The sequence below is a fragment of the Corynebacterium sp. HMSC08A12 genome (genome assembly GCF_001807485.1).
Classification (GTDB): domain Bacteria; phylum Actinomycetota; class Actinomycetes; order Mycobacteriales; family Mycobacteriaceae; genus Corynebacterium; species Corynebacterium evansiae.
In genome coordinates this window covers 31,341-48,932 of sequence record NZ_KV789171.1, presented here as the reverse complement: position 1 = coordinate 48,932, position 17,592 = coordinate 31,341, and the positions used below count along the sequence as shown (strand labels likewise).

Here is a 17,592-nt window from a genome sequence, read left to right as displayed (position 1 = left end):
GTCTTCCTCCGAAACGTGCCTCCAGCAGGGGCGGCCCTCGCGCCTTGTGCGTCGGTTGTCGTTTGGTACCGCCAACTGCCGTAGAGGCTTGCTGTAGTAGTAATTTTATTCACACGTTTTTAGAAGTGTCGAATAGGTCACATTTTGGGGGTAACTGATAGCCACGCGACATTTATTAAGTATGGATTCAACTGACCAGCGAAAACTGTAGATCTGCTACCCGCCCCACGACCTTTTCTTTTTGACGCCCTCACGATCCCGCTGGTCAGCCCATCAGAAAATCGTGTTGCGCGTCACAGCCGGAACTTTTCCCAAACCAACGCCAGAGCAAATCTTTTCCACTAAAGGTGCACAGGTCTGCAAAGGGGGTGATCACCCCCGCTGGCTGGCGTGTGGGCGTCACAAAGAAAGGGCAAAAAGGCTAAAGGGTTGTCCGGGGCGTGGGTTATGGTGATAGCCGTGGACGCACCGAAGGCATTTCTGAAACTTTTCCTCGCCATCCTGGCCGGTGGCGTGCTGCTAGCCGCCGCCATCCTGCCTTTCGCGGGCGCGGGCGGTTGGGTGGTAAACGCCAGCACGGACGCGATGAACTCCAATGTGCAGGACATTTCCGAGAACAACTCGGTGCCGCTGCGCTCGCGGATCACCGACCGGGACGGCAAGACAATCGCCTGGGTGTACAACCAGAACCGCACTGAAGTGCCCTCGGACAAGATCTCCCAGGCAATGAAGGACAGCATCGTCGCCATCGAGGACCGGCGCTTCTACCAGCACAAAGGCGTAGATATCCGCGGCACCCTGCGCGCGGCGGCGGCGAACGTCTCTAGCGGTGGGGTCTCGGAGGGCGCGTCGACGATCAACCAGCAGTACGTGAAGAACTACCTATGGCTGATCGAAGCGGAGAACGAGGACGAGGCCGCCCAGGCCATCGAGACTTCGCTGCCCCGCAAGCTGCGCGAGATGAAGATGGCCGGCGACCTGGACGAAAAGCTGACTAAGGACGAGATCCTGACGCGCTACCTGAACCTGGTCTCCTTCGGCAACAGCGCCTTCGGCGTGCAAGCCGCGGCGCAAACCTATTTCGGCGTGAACGCGGCGGATCTGAACGACAATCAGGCGGCCTTCCTGGCCGGAATCGTGCAATCCACCAGCGCGCTGAACCCGTACACCAACCCGGAGGGTGCGAAGCAGCGGCGCGATGCCGTGCTGCAGGCGCGCGTGAACGCGGATAGCCTTTCGCAGGCCAAGGCGGATGAGCTGGCGAGCAAGCCGCTGGGCGTGCTGGAGGAGCCGAAGGTTCCCGCCAACGGCTGCATCGGCGCCGGTGGCTCCGGGTTCTTCTGCGATTACGTGATGGAGTACCTAGACAAGAAGGGAATCTCCAAGGACGAGGTGGCCAAGGGCGGCTACACCATCCGCACCACGCTGGATGCGCAGGCGCAGAAGCATGCGGAGACGGCCGCCCGCAGCAAGGTCTCCCCGGACCAGGAGGGCGTATCCGCCGCGACGAACTACATCACGCCCAAGGGTGGCAAGCATCAGGTGTTGGCCATGGCCTCCTCGCGCAAGTACGGCCTGAGCCAGGACGAGCGGGAATCCGTGCTGCCGCTGCCCCACTCGCTGCAGGGGCACGGCGCCGGCTCCGTGTTCAAGATCTTCGCGGCCGCGGCGGCGCTGGAAGACGGCATGGGCCTCAACACCAACCTCGCCGTGCCCACCCGCGCCGAAGTTGAAGGCATGGGTGCAGGCGGCGCTCCCGGCTGCCCGCCGAACAAGTACTGCGTGGAAAATGCGGGCTCCTACAAGCCCAACATGACGTTGAAGGAAGCGCTGGCGACCAGCCCGAATACTCCCTTCATCGAGATGGCGGAGAAGCTGGGCATGGAACGCATCACGGACATTGCCATCAAGCTGGGTCTGCGTTCCTACAAGAACGAGGGCAGCTTCGACGGCGAGAACTCCGTGGAGGAGTACGTCAAGGACAACAACCTCGGCTCCTTCGTGCTGGGCCCCACGGCCGTCGACCCGCTAGAGCTTTCCAACGTCGCCGCCAGCCTGGCCGACCACGGGCGCTGGTGCGAACCCACGCCCGTGCTGTCCGTGAAGGACCGCAACGGCGAGGACGTGGAGATGGAGAAGGTGGACTGCGAGCAGGCCATCGACAAGAAGATCGCCGACGCACTGGCCAACGGCCTGGGCAGCGACGTGCAGCAGGGCACGGCCTCCGCTTCTGCCCGCGCGGCGGGTTGGAGCGGACCGCTGTCCGCCAAGACGGGTACGACGGAAACCAGCTTCTCCGCCGCGTTCCTGGGCTTCACCTCCGGCTGGGCCGGATCCTCCTACATCTTTAACGACGGTGGCACCGCCAAGAACCTGTGCACCGCGCCCGTGCGCCAATGCGGCAACGGCAACCTCTACGGCGGTAATGAGCCCGCACAGATTTTCTTCGAGGCCTCGAAGCCAATGATCAAGAAGTACGGTGGCGGCAAGCTGCCCTCCTACGACAAGAAGTACGACGCTGGTACGAACCCCGGCAAGTGGGGCGCGCCCGCGTCCACCGGCGGATCGGGTGGTGGCGCCCCGGGTGGCGGCAACTCCGCGCCCGCCCCGCAGGCCCCGCAGGGCCAAGGGGAGCTGGACCTCCCGCCGGAGATCCGCCGCGGCCTCGCCGACCTCGATGACTTCCTGAATCAGCTCCGCTAACCCGCGGGCGAAGCGATACCCTGGGGAACGTGAAGAACAATCGTCGGAACTCCCCAGCGAACTCCCCAGCCCAGGCCCGCAAACGTCTGCTCACTCCCGCCAACGTGCTGAAAAGCGCGCTCGGAATTGGGGTGGCCGGCGCGGCGGTCGCTGCGGCGTCATACAAAGAAACCCTAAAGTTCCAGCTACACGAGGTAACCGTGCCGCTGCTTGAGCCCGGCACGCTACCCGACGATTGGGATAGCTTCCGACTGCTGCACGTCAGCGACCTGCACATGCTGGACAAGCAGAAGCAAAAGCAGGAATGGGTCGCCGCGCTGGACCGCCTGGACCCGGACCTGGTGGTCAACACGGGCGACAACCTCGGCGAAAAGGACGGCGTGCCGGGAGTGCTCCGCGCGCTCGAGCCACTGCTGGAACGCCCCGGAGTGTTTGTGTTCGGCAGCAACGACTATTTCGCACCGCGCCCTGTGAACCCCTTCATCTACCTGCTGGGCAAGAAGCGCAAGCCCTCCCAGGTGCAGCTGCCATGGAAGGGGATGCGCGCGGCCTTCATCGAGCGCGGCTGGCACGATGCCTCGAACGCCACCGTCGAGTTCGCCATCGACCCCGCGGCGACTGGTTCGCTGACCAGCCCGTCGAAGATCAAGCTGGCTATCGCGGGCGTGGATGACCCTCACCATGAGCTGGACAATTACTCGCGGATCGCGGGGCACCCTAATAATGACGCCGACCTGGCCATCGGACTGAGCCACTCCCCCGAACCGCGCGTTCTGGACCGCTTCGCCGCCGACGGATACCAGCTGGTGCTGAGCGGTCACACGCACGGCGGGCAGCTGTGCCTGCCGGGTGGGCGTGCCATTGTGACGAACTGCGGCATCGACAGGAGCCGGGCGCGCGGGCTTTCCCGCTGGACCGAGCGCATGTGGCTGCACGTGACCAACGGGCTAGGCAGCTCTAAGTACGTGCCTTTCCGCATCTTCTGCCGCCCGTCGGCGACGTTGATCCACATCGTGGAGAAGCCGGCGGAGTAGCTGGGTAGTCCTGGCTGGTTCCCGCGAGGGTGGCGGGGTTGCTGGGTAGTCCTGGCTGGTTCCCGCGAGGACGACGGGGTTGCTGGGGCACCAAAAGGCCCGATACGCTGCCATTTTGAAAAATGCCCCCTGTGCGGGCTATAGTAATTCGAGTTGCAGCCGTTGGCTTTGCACAGTTCGCAAAACTAACGTGCCGCTCCAGACCGGGATATGGCGCAGCTTGGTAGCGCACCTCGTTCGGGACGAGGGGGTCGCAGGTTCAAATCCTGTTATCCCGACCAACTAGAACCCGCTGGCACCGAAAGGTGCTAGCGGGTTTCGTCGTTGCCGGGAACCTGGGAACCCCGGCGGGCTGCAGCCAGCACCCCGCCCAGCGCGCACCCCTCATTTAGCGCGCCTCGTTTAGCGCGCCTCAGCCAACCCCTTCCGCTGGGCGCTGCCGCCCATACCCCTCCGCTGGGCCTAAATGTCGCTAGAACGAGAATACTCTGCCGGGCGCTGCCGCCCATGCCCCTCCGCTGGGCCTAAATGTCGCTAGAACGGGAATACGTTAATGACATTGATTTGCAAGTTTGCAAAAGTACAGGTCAGAGCGTTTTCATTTTTTGATGCCCATCAACCTCTTGCGCGCATTCCCGTTCTAACGACATTTCACCGCCATCGAGAGCCTTTTGAGCCCGGTGCGACCCTATTTGAACCACCGCAGACCACGTATTCCCGTTCTAACGACATTTCACCTCACTCAGAGCTCCAGAGTCTCACCCAGCGCCCTACCCAGCATCACCCAGCGCCCTACCCAGCACCACCCAGCACCACCCAGCGCGCTCCTCATTTAGCGCCCCCTCGTTTTGCGCGCCGCACCCAGAACCGCACCCAGAACTGCAGCCAGAATCGCAGCCGGCACCTCCCCGACAAATGCCTTGCTCATTCGGGCGCCAGGCCAAGCACCCTGAACAGTCCTAAGGGGCGCCTGATAAACTGTGACCGTCGTATAACTATTCCGATCACGTCGCGTCGTGATGGACCGGAATTATTTTGCCGGCACCCCAGTGGATCACTTGAATAACTTTGACACCTTCAGGCCTCATTGGGCCCGCGATCTAGTTCGGCTCAGCACGACCTTCTGATGTCGGAGCTCAGCACGGCTCCGTGAGGTCGTCGCTTCGCGACGGCAGCGTGATGTCGTACGTGGTTATTCAGTGAATATTCAAGGTGATCGAACAACTATAGAAACATTGGGGTGTTGAACCAACGTGGCTCTCCTTGCCATCCCCGTCACCGTCGCGGTGGCGCTCATCCTCGTTCCCTTGCTGGTCAAAACACTTGATCGAAACGCCGGTTGGCCCTTAGGCCTGACCTTCCTGGGACTCGCAGGATATGTGATCAAGCACGCCGACCCGATACTCAACGGAGAGACAGCCACCTGGTCCATCACCTGGATCAAAGGCTTCCTCACCGGCGCCGGCGGAGCAGCGGGCACGGCAGGCAGCGGTGCGGGCGCAGCCGGCAGCGGTGCAGGTGTGGCAGGCGGAGCAGCGGGCACGGGCGCTGCCAGCGAAGGAGGGCTAGAGCTGGCCCTGAAGATGGACTCCCTGGGCCTGTTCTTCACCCTCCTGGCGCTGCTCATCGGCGCCGTCGTGTTCATCTACTCCGCCGCTTACCTGCACAAGGGCGACAAGATCATGAGCTTCTACGTGCTCATGACCTCCTTCATGCTGGCAGTCCTCCTGCTGGTTCTGGCCGACGACGTTGCCCTGCTGTTCATCGGCTGGGAGCTGGTCTCCCTGGCCTCGTTCTTCCTCATCGCCCGCTCGGGCTCCGGCGGCGAGGCCGGCTCCATCCGCACCCTCCTCCTAACCTTCGTCGGCGGCCTGTTCCTGCTGGCGGCCCTGGCCATCGGCGTAATCACCACGGGAACGACGAACCTCACGGCGATGCTGCACTCCCCCGCCTGGGAGGGCCAAGATGTCCGCCTGGCCATCGTCGCAGTCCTCATCGCCCTGGCCGCGTTTTCGAAGGCCGCGCAGATTCCCTTCCACTTCTGGCTGCCGGAGGCGATGGCCGCGGACACCCCGGTTTCCGCCTTCCTGCACGCCGCCGCCGTGGTCAAGGCCGGCGTGTACCTGCTGCTGCGCTTCTCCGGCCTGTTCGAGGGTGTGATGGCCTGGCACGTCCTGCTGATCGTCATCGGCATGACCACCGCCATCATGGGCGCCGTGTTCGCCATCCAGAAGACGGATCTGAAGAAGCTCACGGCCTACTCCACGGTCTCCCAGCTGGGCTGGATCGTCGCCACCATTGGCGTGGGCACTCCCTTCGCCATCAGCGCCGCGCTGGTTCACACGGCCGCCCACGCGCTGTTTAAGTCCTCGCTGTTCATGATCGCCGGCGTGGTGGATCACCAGGCCGGGTCGCGTGACATTCGTCGCCTGGGTCCGCTGTGGCGCCAGATGCCCTTTACTTTTGTGTCCGCTGTGATCGCGGCGGCGTCAATGGCTGCTATTCCCCCGACCTTCGGCTTTGTGTCGAAGGAGGGCATGCTCACCGCGTTTGAGGAGGCGCCGTTTAACAATGCCGGCGTGATCGCCCTGCTGATCGCGGCTGGCATCGGCGCGCTGGCCACTTTCGTGTACTCCGCGCGCTACGTTCTGGGTGCGTTCGTCGATGGACCGAAGGATGTCTCGCACGTCAAGGAGGCTCCGGCGAACCTGTGGATTCCGGCGGTGCTGCCGGGCGTGCTTTCCCTGCCGGGTGTCGCGTTCCTGGGCGTGTTCGACGAGACTCTCGATCACGTGGTTTACGCCACGGGTCTGGGCGACGCGCACACTCATCTGGCGCTCTGGCACGGCCTGACTGTGGCGCTCTGGATCTCTCTCGCGGTGCTGGTCGCGGGCGTCATTGTTGTTATTTATCGACGCCCTCTGCTCCAGCCGCTCGAGGGCAAGCGTCTCGGGGTGGCAACGGGCGCGGAGATGATCTCCGCATTCATCGAACGCTCGACCAAGGTGGGCCGTGCGTTTGGCCGCCTGGCGAACTCTGTGAACCCCAACCGGCACGTGGTGTGGATCTTCGCCTCGCTGATTGTGCTGGCGGGCTTCTCCCTGCTGGGGCCGGGTCGCCTGGAGGGGCTGGCGGATCTGCCGCCGCGTGTCGAGGGGATCGACAGCATCGTGGACCTCGTTGGCCTGGTGATTATCGGCTTGAGTGTGCTCGTGATGATTGGTACTCGCTCGCGCCTGGCTTCCGTGGTGCTGGTCGGTGTGGTCGGCGTGGGCGTTTCCTGGGTCATGCTGACACTAGGCGCACCGGACGTGGCCACCACCCAGTTGTTGGTCGAGTTCTGCGTGGTCGTCATCATGATGCTGGTGATCCGCCACCAGCCGCGCCTGTACCTGCGCGAGGGCGCAAACCGTACCCGCTTCGCCACAGTTCTGGCGGTGCTGGTCGGCGTGGTTACCTTCCTGGGCGTGTGGCTGCTCATCGGCCGCCACGAGAAGCCTGCGATCGCGCAGTGGTACTTGGAGAACACCCCGGAGATCTCCGGCGGCAATAACGTAGTCGCCGTCATCCTGGTGGAGTTCCGTGCCTTCGATACCTTGGGCGAGCTGACGGTGCTGGGCATGGCGGGCATCGTCATCGCCGCACTGATCAAGTCCATCCCCCGTTCCCCGGTTCCGGGTTACGGCCCGGGTTCCACCGCGGAGCTGTTCCGCGCCCCGGGTTCCACCCGCTTCCCGGATGTACACAAGGTTCCGGAGCTGGCGCCGTTCTACTCCAAGTACCTGCGCTCCACGCACTTGAACTCCATTAACTCGCGGATGACGATGTACCCGCTGATCCCGATTCTGGCGCTGCTGTCCGCCGCCACGTTCTGGCGCGGCCACCAGTCCCCCGGCGGCGGCTTCGTCGCCGCCCTGATCGCAGCCTGCGGCATCTTTATGTACTACCTGGCGCAGGCTCGGGCCAAGAAGATCTTCACCGATCAGGTGGCCTACACCTTCGTCGGCGCGGGCGTAGCGATGGCGCTGATCACCGGCCTGATCGGCTACTTCAAGGACGGCTTCCTCTCCCCAATCCACGCCGATGTTCTGGGCCAGCACGTATCCACCTCGTTGATCTTCGACGGCGGCGTGTACCTGGCAGTGCTCGGCCTGGTGGTCATTGTCATCAACCAGATGGGCGGCCGTGAGCGCCCGGGTACAGACCCGGCAACGCTGAAGTCTAAGTTCCGCGCCCAGACTGCCACGCAGAAGATGGGTCCGAACTCCAAGGGCAAGCGCCCCACGCCCATCGAGGGCAAGGCGGATCCCGCCAAGAAGCCCTCGCCTGTGGCTGTGACTGTCGGCGGCAGCAACATCCCGCTCAACCCCTCCCAGGTCTCCGCTGCTGCGAAGGCGGAGGAAGAGGCCCACCGGGCCGAGCGCGAGGCGGCCCGCGCGCCGGTGAAGGGCGTCAAGGACGGAGCTGAGGCTAAGGCAGCGGAGCCTGATGGCGTCGCTAAGAAAAACACCGAACAGCAAGAACAGCACGAGGAGAAGGGAGAGAACCAGTGATCATCGCAGCTATCATCGCCATCCTGATGGGCGGCGGCGTGTACCTGGTGATGCAGCGCGGAATGCTGCGCATCATCATGGGCATCACGCTGATGAGCCACGCGGTTAACCTCCTGATCCTCGCTGCTGGCATCGGCGCGTGGCGCATGGATCCGCTGATGGACCGCGCCACCCCCGAGCAGGCCGCCGACCCGCTGCCCCAGGCGTTCGTGCTGACGGCAATCGTGATCTCCATGGCCTCCACCGCAGTGATGCTGGCCATGGCCGCACTGGGCCGCGACGACGACACATTCGGCAGCGACGACGTGGAGACCGCCTCCCGCCGCCTGCGCACCCTGCAGACGATGGGCTGGAAGAACTACGAGGAAGCCAAGGCCCACGGCGGTGTGGTCAAGGAGCACGAGGAGAAGAAACTCGGCGCGAACGACTACACGGAAGTCCACTCCACCACCGACGAGGACGGCCCGGACGAAGCCGCCGCACAGTCCGCCGATGCAGCGAAGTCTGCCGGCTCGGCCAGCCCCACCGACAAGGCACGTGCTAACGATCAGAAGGGAGCGCAGAAGTAATGACCGAAGGTTCCCTCCTCAGTCTGTTTATCGCCGTCCCGCTGCTGGCTGCGGCCGTTGCCGCGATGGCTCCGTGGATGAGCCTCCGCCGCGCTCTGGGCCTGCTGGTGCCGGCATTCGGCATCGTCGGCGGCATCTGGGTGCTGGTGCAGGTCAACGAGCCGAACACGGTGCTGGTCGATAACGTCGGCGGGTTCGTGGGCGGCATCTCCATCCCGCTGGTCGCCGACAATCTGGCGGGCGTCATGATCCTGACGACCTCCGTCGTCGCCCTGATCGCCAACTGGTTCGCCGACGTCGTCGGCGAGACGCGCGCCCGCTTCTACCCCGCCCTCACGCTCATGCTGATCGGCGGCGTGTGGGGTGCGCTGCTGACCGCGGACTTGTTCAACCTGTTCGTGTTCATCGAGGTCATGCTGATGCCCTCCTTCGGCCTGCTGGCGATGACCGGCACGTGGGCTCGCCTGGCGGCGGGCAGGATGTTCATCATCGTGAACCTGGTGACCTCCCTAGTGCTGCTGAGTGGCGTGGTACTGGTCTACGCCGTGGTGGGCACCACCAACCTCGCCGCCCTGGCGGGTGCAGCCGGACCCCGCGGCACCGAGTTTGCCGAAGGAGTCTTCGGCAACCAGTGGCAGCTAGTGGTCCCGCTGGGCGTGGTTCTGCTGGCGCTGGCCGTGAAGGCGGGCGTGGCGCCCGTTCACACGTGGCTGCCGCGCGCCTACCCGTCTACCTCCCCGGCCGTGATGGCGCTGTTCTCCGGCCTGCACACCAAGGTCGGCATCTACGCGATCTTCCGTGTGTACCTGACCATCTTCGAGGGCGACCCCGCCTGGTCCTGGGCAATCCTGGTGATCGTAGTGCTGGGCATGCTGATCGGCGGCTTCGCCGGCCTGGGCGAAACCACGATGCGCAGCGTGATCGCCTACCAGATGGTCAACGGCATCCCATTCATGCTGATTGGACTGGCTTTCCTCAGCAACGATGCCCGTCTCATGCTCAGCGCAGCACTGTTCTACATGCTGCACCACATGATCGTCGCCGGATCCCTCATCATGGCCTCCGGCGCGATCGAGGAGACCTACGGTTCGGGCCGCGTGCGCAAGCTCTCCGGGCTGATGCGCCGCGACCGCTTCGTCGCGGTCGTCTTCGCGGCTGGTGCGCTGGCAATCGTCGGCCTGCCGCCGTTCTCCGGCCTGTGGGGCAAGCTGGCTCTAGTTTTCGGCGTGGCTCAGGGCGGCACGTGGAAGACCTGGCTGGCCATCGGCGCAATCATCGTCTCCTCCATCGGCGCCTTGGTTTCCATGATCTACGTGTGGCGCGAGGTGTTCTGGGGCCGTCAGATGAACGCCAACGAGGCCGACCCGGAGCTGCGCGTACCGCGCCGTTACGTGTGGCCGTCCGCAGTCATGATGCTGATTTCCGTGGGCATGTTCATCGGCGCCGGGCCGGTCTTCCAGCAGGTCAACAAGGCCGCCGATAATCTGACCGACACGACCGCTTATGTCGAGGCAGTCCTCGGCGATCCGGATGAGGCCGTCGGCGCGGTCCTGCCGCCCGGCCCGAGCGGATTGGATAATGTTCCTGCCGGTGCGCGTAGTACTACGAACGATGACACCCACAGGGAGCATGCCGAACGCGAAAGCAAGGAACAGCAGGCTCAGGACGGGAAGGATCGCTAAGCCATGGCAAAGTTCAGTATTGTCCAAGCAGTGAAGTCCACCGGCCACGCGCTGAAGTACGCCACCTGGCTGGTCGGGCAGATCGTCAAGGAGTCGGTCGTCATGGCGACTGATACCCTCGGCACCGGCCGCAACATCGCGCCGGTGGTGATCTACTACCCGCTGCGCGTGACCAGCGAGCGGGACATCGCGGCCCTCATCGCCTCGATCACCATGACCCCCGGCACGCTGTCCCTGGGCGTGACCGGCCCGAAGGAGGTCGACTACGACGCAGCCGCCGGCGAGCGCAGCTCTAAGGATGCCTTCGCCGTGGCCCGCTCGGAGTTCAACACCCACGGCCTGGACCACGTCCAGCGCTTCCTCGCGGTACACGCCATGTACGGCGCGGACCCGGAAGAACTCCTGGCCAGCCTGGCGGACATGGAGGAGCACCTCGCCCCGTCGGTGAAGGATAAGCCGCTGCACTTCGACGTGCAGTACCTGGTGGAGAAGGGCCGCCCAGGCCCGCGTGGCTTCCGCGGTTCGCGCGGTGGCCGCGCATCCGACGAGACGGTCTTCGACGTGGAGAAGGTGGATTCCACCCCGCACGCCGCCGCTTTCGTCGCCGCGATCCTGCAGTCCGACGAGGAGGAGAAGAACCCCTCCGACGTGCGCGACATGGATCGCAAGGAGCGCTACGAGATCGCCCGCCGAAACGCCGAGCGCGCCAAGGCCCGCATCTCCAATGCAACCCCCGATATTGATACTTTCCGCGGGGACAACCTGGGGGCGTCCAAACCCGACCAGGAAGGCCGCACCAAACCGGGAGAGACCTTGTACGACCCGTTGTATCCGAAGAACAACCCGAAGGAAGGCAAGTAGATGGAGCCCAGGGACCTACTAAATATCCTGGTGGGCATCGCCGCCGCCATTGTTGTTGTCGCGCTGTTTACGGTGCTGTGGCGCGCTGTTTCTACGCATAATGACGCCCGCCGCGCCGTCCTTTCCGACATGGTGTTTATGGCGATGGCCGGCCTGTTTTTGTGTTATTCGATCTTCCACCGCACGGCGATCACCTATGAGGTCGCACTGTTCGCCGGCCTGTTCGGCGCGCTGTCGACGATCGCTTATGCCCGCATCATTTCTCGAGGGAGGCGCTAAATGTCCACAACAATTCTCGCCGCCGCCGGCGAAATGGTCGAGTTCAGCGAGCCGGGTTGGCTCGGCGCGATTACCGCGGGTGTGCTCGCCATTCTCGGGGCGATCTTCATCTTTGTTTCTGCCCGCGCGATGTACCTTGCTCCGGACGCCATCAGTCAGGTCAACATGGTCGGTCCAGCTGTCGGCGTGGGGCTTCCCCTGCTGATCAGCGCCAACCTGGTTTACTCCTGGTCGACGGAAGGGTTTGTTCTGGGCGAGTTGATCCGCGCAATCGTCGCCATCACTGCGCTGCTGGTGATCGGCGCCGTCGGTTCATACGTGATGGGCCGCGCGCTGCATGCGACGCACTGGGATCACACTGTGCCGCTGTCCGGTGGTCAGAAGGCGAAAGAGCCCAAGTAGCGCCAATAGAAAACGAGTCCGCCCCCACTTCCTTGGTGGGAGCGGACTCGTTTCTGCTTTAGCAGCGGAACTAGCCGACGACGGCGACGGCCTCAACGTCGATCTCGCCGCGCATTGCCTTGGAATAGGGGCAGAATGCGTGGGCGTCTGCGACCAGCTCGTCGGCCTTGGCCTGATCCACGCCGAAGACGGTGGCGGTGATCTTCGCGGACAGGCGGAAGCCCTCCGGAACCTTGTTCAGGGTGGTCTCGACGGCGACCTCCGGGGACTGGCTCATGTCCACGCCAGCCTCCTTGATGGTCTTCTGCAGGGCGCCGTTGAAGCAGGCGGCCCAGCCTGCAGAGACCAGCTGCTCCGGGTTCGTGCCCTCGCCGGAGCCTCCCATTGCCTTCGGCGGGCGAACGTCCAGGTCGATCTGGCGGTCGTCGGTGGCGACGTGGCCATCGCGGCCGCCACCGGTAGAAAGTGCCTTTGCTGTGTACAGTGCGTCGCTCATGAGTGAACCAATCCTTTCGCCAAAACTGTCGTTGGTCGTCGTTAGTTGCTGTTTGATTCGTTGCGGCGCCCAGCCTACGCGAACCGGTGGGCGCCGCGCTGCGGCCAGTGGCGGCTACTTGCCGGTGAAGATTTCCTTCACCCGGTCGCGCAGGTTCTCGTCGACCTTGCCCCAGTAGGTCCAGCACTGCTCAGCCACCTGGTCAGACACACCGTCCATCGCGCCTGCGATGTTGTTTGCCAGGCGCTCCCGGGCGGCGTCATCCAGAACCTCGCGCACCAGCTGCCCCGCCTGGATGAAGTCGTCGTCCTCCGGGTGGCGGACATAAGCTCCACGGGTCAGGTCGGTGCCGTGCAGATCGTCGAACAGACCCAGCTCCTCAGCGGCGGTCACGGCGGATTCCTGGCCACGGCCGAAGCCGTACTGGGACTCACCGGCGGCCACGCCCTGCTCGACGGCACCGGAGCCGTCGTTGACGTCGTTTGTGCCCTCGCCGCGCTCGAAGCGATTCGGGGAGTACACCGGGGTGCCGGCCGGCGGGAACTCCTGGTTACCCGCGCCGTCCTTGGCGGTGTAGTAGTTTTTCTCCGCCACGACGGAACGGTTGGAAGGCAGCTGGTGGAAATTCACGCCCAGGCGGTAACGCTGCGTATCGGCGTAGGCGAAGGCACGAGCCAACAGCATCTTGTCCGGAGACAGCCCAATGCCCGGCACCAGGTTCGATGGTGCGAAGGCGGCCTGTTCAATCTGAGCGAAGAAGTTCTGCGGGTTCTCGTTCAGCGTGAAGTGGCCGACCGGAATCAGCGGGTAATCCTTCTGCGACCAGGTCTTCGTCAGGTCAAACGGATTCCAGCGGTAGTCCTGCGCCTCGGCGACAGGCATGATCTGCACCTTCACATCCCACGTCGGGTAATCGCCGCGCTCGATGGCGTCATAAAGATCCTGACGGGAGGAATCGAAGTTGCCCGAAGCGATGACCTTGGCGGCCTCGTCGTCGGTGTAGAAATCCCAGCCCTGGCGGGTTTTGAAGTGGTACTTCACCCAGAAACGCTCGCCGGCGGCGTTGATCCACTGGTAGGTGTGGGAGCCGAAGCCGTCCATGTGGCGGAAGTCCGTCGGGATGCCGCGGTCGCCCATCAGGTAGGTCACCTGGTGTGCGGTCTCCGGGGAGCGGGTCCAGAAATCCCACTGCATGTCCGCGGAGCGCAGGCCGGAATCCGCCAGGCGCTTCTGGGAGCGGATGAAGTCGGGGAACTTAATGCCATCGCGCAGGAAGAACACCGGGGTGTTATTACCCACGATGTCGTAGTTGCCCTGCTGGGTGTAAAACTTCAGCGAGAATCCGCGCACGTCGCGCACCGCATCGGGGAAGCCCTGCTCGCCCGCGACGGTGGAGAAGCGGGCCAGCATCGGGGTCACGCGCCCCGGCTGGAACAGATCCGCCTTGGTGTACTTGGAGACGTCCTCGGTGATGGTCAGCTCGCCGAAGGCGCCAGAGCCCTTGGCGTGCACGTTGCGCTCCGGGATGCGCTCGCGGTTGAAGTGCGCGTGCTTTTCCACCAGGTGCACATCGGAAAGCAGCAGCGGACCCTGCTGGCCCACGGTCGCGGAGTGCTCCTCGGTGCTGACCGGGGAACCGTTCACGTTCGTCGACGCCCCGGAGTAGGGGCACACGCCGCGGGAGGCGACGTCCTTGGCCGTGGTGATTGGGTCGTTATTGGTGCCGTCATTATTCGTAGCAGTCATGGGTACCTCCAGATACCTAATAGCTTTGGCTATGCATTCCACCTTGCCAGAATCTCCACACCCGCGTGTTAGGCTTTGTCCATGACCAGCCAGGCAACCAGCAGTCAGGCGCACGATGCCGCCGTGACCGACCTTGCCCTGCGCGCCGCCAGTGGCGACCGCCAGGCGTTGACAGAATTCATTTCCGCCACGCACGACGACGTGTGGCGCCTGCTGGCTCACCTGGCCGATACCGACCGCGCGGACGACCTCACCCAGGAGACCTACCTGCGCGTATTGAGCGCCCTGCCGCGCTTCGCCGCCCGCTCCACGGCCCGCACCTGGATTCTCTCCCTCGCCCGCCGCGTGTGGGTCGATAGCGTGCGCCACGATATGGCCCGCCCCCGCAGTTCCGCCACGGAGATTGAGGACGCCACCAGCGCCACCCCCGCCGCCGAAACCACTGGCGGGCAAAGCTGGGCCGAGTGGGTGGACACTCGCGCCCTCATCGACCAGCTGGAGGCGGAACGCCGCGAGGCTCTGATCCTCACGCAGGTTCTGGGCTACACCTACGCCGAGGCCGCGAAGATCGCTAACGTCCGCGTGGGCACGATCCGTTCCCGCGTTGCCCGCGCCCGCGCCGACTTGGTTGAGATGGCTGGCGAGGGACAGGGTGGCGTCACAAAGAAAGAAAAGACAACAAAGAACAAGCGCCGCTTCGGGGTGGCCTAACCCGGGTGCAGCCACGTGCGACGGCGCGTTTAAGGAACAACAGGGCCGACGGGCTAGGCTGGTGAATATGAGCACGAGCGCTAAAACCCCCGCTATCGCCCCCAATTCCGCCCTCCTGCTGCTGTCTTTCGGCGGCCCGGAGAAGGCCGAGGACGTGGTGCCTTTCCTGGAGAACGTCACGCGCGGCCGCGGCATCCCCCGCGAGCGTTTGGAGAAGGTCGGCGAGCACTATTTTGCACTCGGCGGCCGCTCCCCCATCAACGACCAGAATAAGCAGCTGATCCGCAACATCGAAGCTGAGCTGACCCGGCGCGACATCGACCTGCCCGTGTACTTCGGCAACCGCAACTGGGAGCCCTATGTGGAGGACGCACTGCAGCAGATGTCCCGCGATGGCATCCGCCACGTATACGTCTTCGCCACCAGCGCCTGGGGCGGCTACTCAGGCTGCTCGCAGTATCAGGAGGATCTGCGCCGCGCCATCGTCGCGTGCGAGGAGGCTGGCCTGGAGGCGCCGAAGGTGGAGCGCCTGCCGCAGTTTCACCGCCACCCGACGTTCATCGCGGAGTTTGCCCAGGCCGTGGATGCGGCGCGCGAGCAGCTGCGTGCCGAGCACGGCGAGGAGACCGCCGCGCAGGCCGACCTGGTTTTCACCGCGCACTCGGTGCCGACGGTGGCGGATAAGGCGGCGGGCCCGCACAAGTTCGGCGGGAATCTGTACTCCCAGCAGGTGCTTGATGCCTCGCGTTTGATCCAGCAGGCCAGCAGCTTCGCTAACAACCCTGGTAGTGGTGCGGATTACGGCTGGACTGGCCGGCTGGCCCGCCACGAGAACGTCGGCGGCCGCGGGGATGGGCCTGCACACACGGGTGAGACTGTGGGTGTGGATGTGGGTACCGGCACCGACCTGGACGTCGAGCTGGTGTGGCAGTCGCGCTCTGGTTCGCCGCATGTGCCGTGGCTGGAGCCGGACGTGTGCGACCACATCGAGGCGCGCGCGGAGGCCGGCAACAAGCGCGCAATTGTGCTGTGCCCGGTTGGCTTCATCACCGACCACATGGAGGTCAAGTGGGATCTGGATACTGAGGCCCGCGATGCCGCCGCAAAGGCGGGCATCCCCTTCATGCGCGTTGCTACCCCGGGTTTGACCGCCGGTTTCGCAGAGATGGTGGTTGACCTTGTTGTTGGTGCTGACGCCCCCAGCGCCGACCTCTCTGAAGATCAGCAGGCCGCGCGCGATTTGGCGGCGAAGGTGGTCGGCGAGCTGGCGACGGTTCCGGACTTCGGCCGCACGTTCAACGGCAAGCCGTGTGCGCCGGGGTGCTGCGGTAGCGAGGCCTAGCGGCGGGGGCGTAAAGGCCCGGCGACCCGGTCGGTCGCACGGGGCGCTGGCGTACCGCGGCGCAGCGCTAGACACCGCGACCGCCGTTTGGCTCGGGCGCGGTGCAGCAGGGTGCGGTTAGACCAGCAGCTCCGCGATCTGGATGGTGTTCAGAGCGGCACCCTTGCGCAGGTTATCGCCTGCGACGACCAGCACCAGGCCGCGGTTTCCGTCGACGGTCTGATCCTGGCGGATGCGGCCGACCAGGCTCTCGTCGATGCCCGTGGCAGCCAGCGGGGTGGGCACGTCCACGACCTTCACGCCCGGGGTTTCGGCCAGCAGCTTGCGGGCGGTGTCCGGGGTGATTTCGCGGTCGAATTCCGCGTGGATGGTCATGGTGTGGCCTGTGAAGACGGGCACGCGCACGCAGGTGCCGGCAACGCGCAGCTCGGGGATTCCCAGGATCTTGCGGGATTCGTTGCGCAGCTTCTGCTCTTCGTCGGTCTCTTCGGAGCCGTCGTCGACCAGGTTGCCAGCCAGCGGCAGGGCGTTGAAGGCGATGGGCTCCACGTAGGGACCCAGGTCTCCGGCCTTGAGGGCCGAGCCGTCGTGCACCAGCTTGCGCAGCCCCTCGTCGTCAATGGTGTTCTCGGTGGCGACCAGGTTGTCCAGCACCTGGCGCACCAGCGCGTCCACGCCGGCCAGCCCGGAGCCGGAAACGGCCTGGTAGGAGCTGACGTGCATCTGCTTCAGACCTGCCGCCTTGTGCAGTGCACCCATGACAGGCATGGCGGCCATGGTGGTGCAGTTCGGGTTGGCGATGATGCCCTTGGGCGGGTTCTTAACGTCCTGCGGGTTCACCTCGGAGACGACCAGCGGGACTTCCGGGTCCTTGCGGAAGGCCGAGGAGTTGTCCACGACGATGGCGCCGGCCTCGGCGAAGCGCGGGGAGTGCTCGCGGGAGGTTCCGCCGCCTGCGGAGAACAGCGCGATGTCGATGCCGCGCAGGTCTTCCGTGGCGGTGGCTGCGACGTCCTCGATGACGATCTGCTCGCCGCGGAACTCCAGCTCCTTACCCGCGGAGCGGGAGGACGCGAAGAATCGTACCTTGTCCGCCGGGAAGTTCCGCTCGACGAGGATGTCGCGCATGACGCGACCGACTTGGCCGGTGGCTCCGACGACAGCGATGGTGGTCATTCGGGGATCTACCTCTTCTATCTGCTTAAGCTGCTGTT

13 protein-coding genes and 1 tRNA gene are annotated in these 17,592 nt (G+C 64.6%); 11 read left to right on the top strand and 3 right to left on the bottom strand.

Going from position 1 to position 17,592, the window contains the following annotated elements:
* Positions 1-447: 447 nt before the first annotated feature.
* From HMPREF3166_RS03935 to HMPREF3166_RS03895, 9 genes are all read left to right on the top strand, one after another.
* Positions 448-2,703 (top strand): transglycosylase domain-containing protein, encoded by a 2,256-nt coding sequence (locus tag HMPREF3166_RS03935; protein WP_070487775.1) that lies wholly within the window; start codon positions 448-450, stop codon positions 2,701-2,703.
* 29 nt (positions 2,704-2,732) lie between these two features.
* A complete protein-coding gene (locus HMPREF3166_RS03930; protein ID WP_371327257.1) occupies positions 2,733-3,737 on the top strand; it encodes a metallophosphoesterase in 1,005 nt (334 codons plus the stop codon).
* Positions 3,738-3,941: 204 nt separating this feature from the next.
* Positions 3,942-4,018, top strand: a tRNA-Pro gene (locus HMPREF3166_RS03925).
* 972 nt (positions 4,019-4,990) lie between these two features.
* A complete protein-coding gene (locus HMPREF3166_RS03920; protein ID WP_070487774.1) occupies positions 4,991-8,290 on the top strand; it encodes a DUF4040 family protein in 3,300 nt (1,099 codons plus the stop codon).
* On the top strand, positions 8,287-8,859 hold the full coding sequence (locus HMPREF3166_RS03915; protein ID WP_070487773.1) for a cation:proton antiporter subunit C: 573 nt from the start codon (positions 8,287-8,289) through the stop codon (positions 8,857-8,859). Before HMPREF3166_RS03920 ends, HMPREF3166_RS03915 begins: the two co-directional genes overlap by 4 nt.
* Positions 8,859-10,541 carry a monovalent cation/H+ antiporter subunit D family protein gene (locus HMPREF3166_RS03910; protein ID WP_070487772.1) on the top strand — a complete coding sequence of 561 codons (1,683 nt, stop codon included), beginning with the start codon at positions 8,859-8,861 and terminating at the stop codon, positions 10,539-10,541. Before HMPREF3166_RS03915 ends, HMPREF3166_RS03910 begins: the two co-directional genes overlap by 1 nt.
* Before the next feature lie 3 nt (positions 10,542-10,544).
* Positions 10,545-11,402, top strand: a complete 858-nt coding sequence (locus HMPREF3166_RS03905) for a Na+/H+ antiporter subunit E (RefSeq protein ID WP_035008798.1) — start codon at positions 10,545-10,547, stop codon at positions 11,400-11,402.
* Positions 11,403-11,681 (top strand): monovalent cation/H+ antiporter complex subunit F, encoded by a 279-nt coding sequence (locus HMPREF3166_RS03900; RefSeq protein WP_011274270.1) that lies wholly within the window; start codon positions 11,403-11,405, stop codon positions 11,679-11,681.
* Entirely contained in the window at positions 11,682-12,083 is a 402-nt protein-coding gene (locus HMPREF3166_RS03895; protein ID WP_070487771.1) for a Na+/H+ antiporter subunit G, read from the top strand.
* 70 nt (positions 12,084-12,153) lie between these two features.
* Here HMPREF3166_RS03895 and HMPREF3166_RS03890 read toward each other — a convergent pair whose 3' ends face one another.
* Positions 12,154-12,579, bottom strand: coding sequence for an organic hydroperoxide resistance protein (locus HMPREF3166_RS03890; RefSeq protein ID WP_035002883.1), 426 nt, complete (start codon positions 12,577-12,579; stop codon positions 12,154-12,156).
* A 114-nt stretch (positions 12,580-12,693) separates the two neighbouring features.
* On the bottom strand, positions 12,694-14,325 hold the full coding sequence (locus HMPREF3166_RS03885; RefSeq protein ID WP_070487770.1) for a catalase: 1,632 nt from the start codon (positions 14,323-14,325) through the stop codon (positions 12,694-12,696).
* An 81-nt stretch (positions 14,326-14,406) separates the two neighbouring features.
* Between HMPREF3166_RS03885 and HMPREF3166_RS03880 the strand changes: the two genes are divergently transcribed.
* Together HMPREF3166_RS03880 and HMPREF3166_RS03875 are read left to right on the top strand one after the other, a co-directional pair.
* On the top strand, positions 14,407-15,036 hold the full coding sequence (locus HMPREF3166_RS03880; protein ID WP_070487769.1) for an RNA polymerase sigma factor: 630 nt from the start codon (positions 14,407-14,409) through the stop codon (positions 15,034-15,036).
* 67 nt (positions 15,037-15,103) lie between these two features.
* Complete coding sequence (locus HMPREF3166_RS03875) at positions 15,104-16,378, top strand: ferrochelatase (protein ID WP_070487768.1); 1,275 nt, start codon at positions 15,104-15,106, stop codon at positions 16,376-16,378.
* A 117-nt stretch (positions 16,379-16,495) separates the two neighbouring features.
* Here HMPREF3166_RS03875 and HMPREF3166_RS03870 read toward each other — a convergent pair whose 3' ends face one another.
* Complete coding sequence (locus tag HMPREF3166_RS03870) at positions 16,496-17,554, bottom strand: aspartate-semialdehyde dehydrogenase (protein ID WP_070487767.1); 1,059 nt, start codon at positions 17,552-17,554, stop codon at positions 16,496-16,498.
* Between the last annotated feature and the right edge of the window lie 38 nt (positions 17,555-17,592).

Coding starts and splice junctions, on each gene's coding strand:
- HMPREF3166_RS03935 (WP_070487775.1), top strand. CDS start 448: ATGGTGATAGCCGTGGACGCACCGAAGGCATTTCTGAAACTTTTCCTC.
- HMPREF3166_RS03910 (WP_070487772.1), top strand. CDS start 8,859: ATGACCGAAGGTTCCCTCCTCAGTCTGTTTATCGCCGTCCCGCTGCTG.
- HMPREF3166_RS03905 (WP_035008798.1), top strand. CDS start 10,545: ATGGCAAAGTTCAGTATTGTCCAAGCAGTGAAGTCCACCGGCCACGCG.
- HMPREF3166_RS03900 (WP_011274270.1), top strand. CDS start 11,403: ATGGAGCCCAGGGACCTACTAAATATCCTGGTGGGCATCGCCGCCGCC.
- HMPREF3166_RS03895 (WP_070487771.1), top strand. CDS start 11,682: ATGTCCACAACAATTCTCGCCGCCGCCGGCGAAATGGTCGAGTTCAGC.
- HMPREF3166_RS03890 (WP_035002883.1), bottom strand. CDS start 12,579: ATGAGCGACGCACTGTACACAGCAAAGGCACTTTCTACCGGTGGCGGC.
- HMPREF3166_RS03885 (WP_070487770.1), bottom strand. CDS start 14,325: ATGACTGCTACGAATAATGACGGCACCAATAACGACCCAATCACCACG.
- HMPREF3166_RS03880 (WP_070487769.1), top strand. CDS start 14,407: ATGACCAGCCAGGCAACCAGCAGTCAGGCGCACGATGCCGCCGTGACC.
- HMPREF3166_RS03875 (WP_070487768.1), top strand. CDS start 15,104: ATGAGCACGAGCGCTAAAACCCCCGCTATCGCCCCCAATTCCGCCCTC.
- HMPREF3166_RS03870 (WP_070487767.1), bottom strand. CDS start 17,554: ATGACCACCATCGCTGTCGTCGGAGCCACCGGCCAAGTCGGTCGCGTC.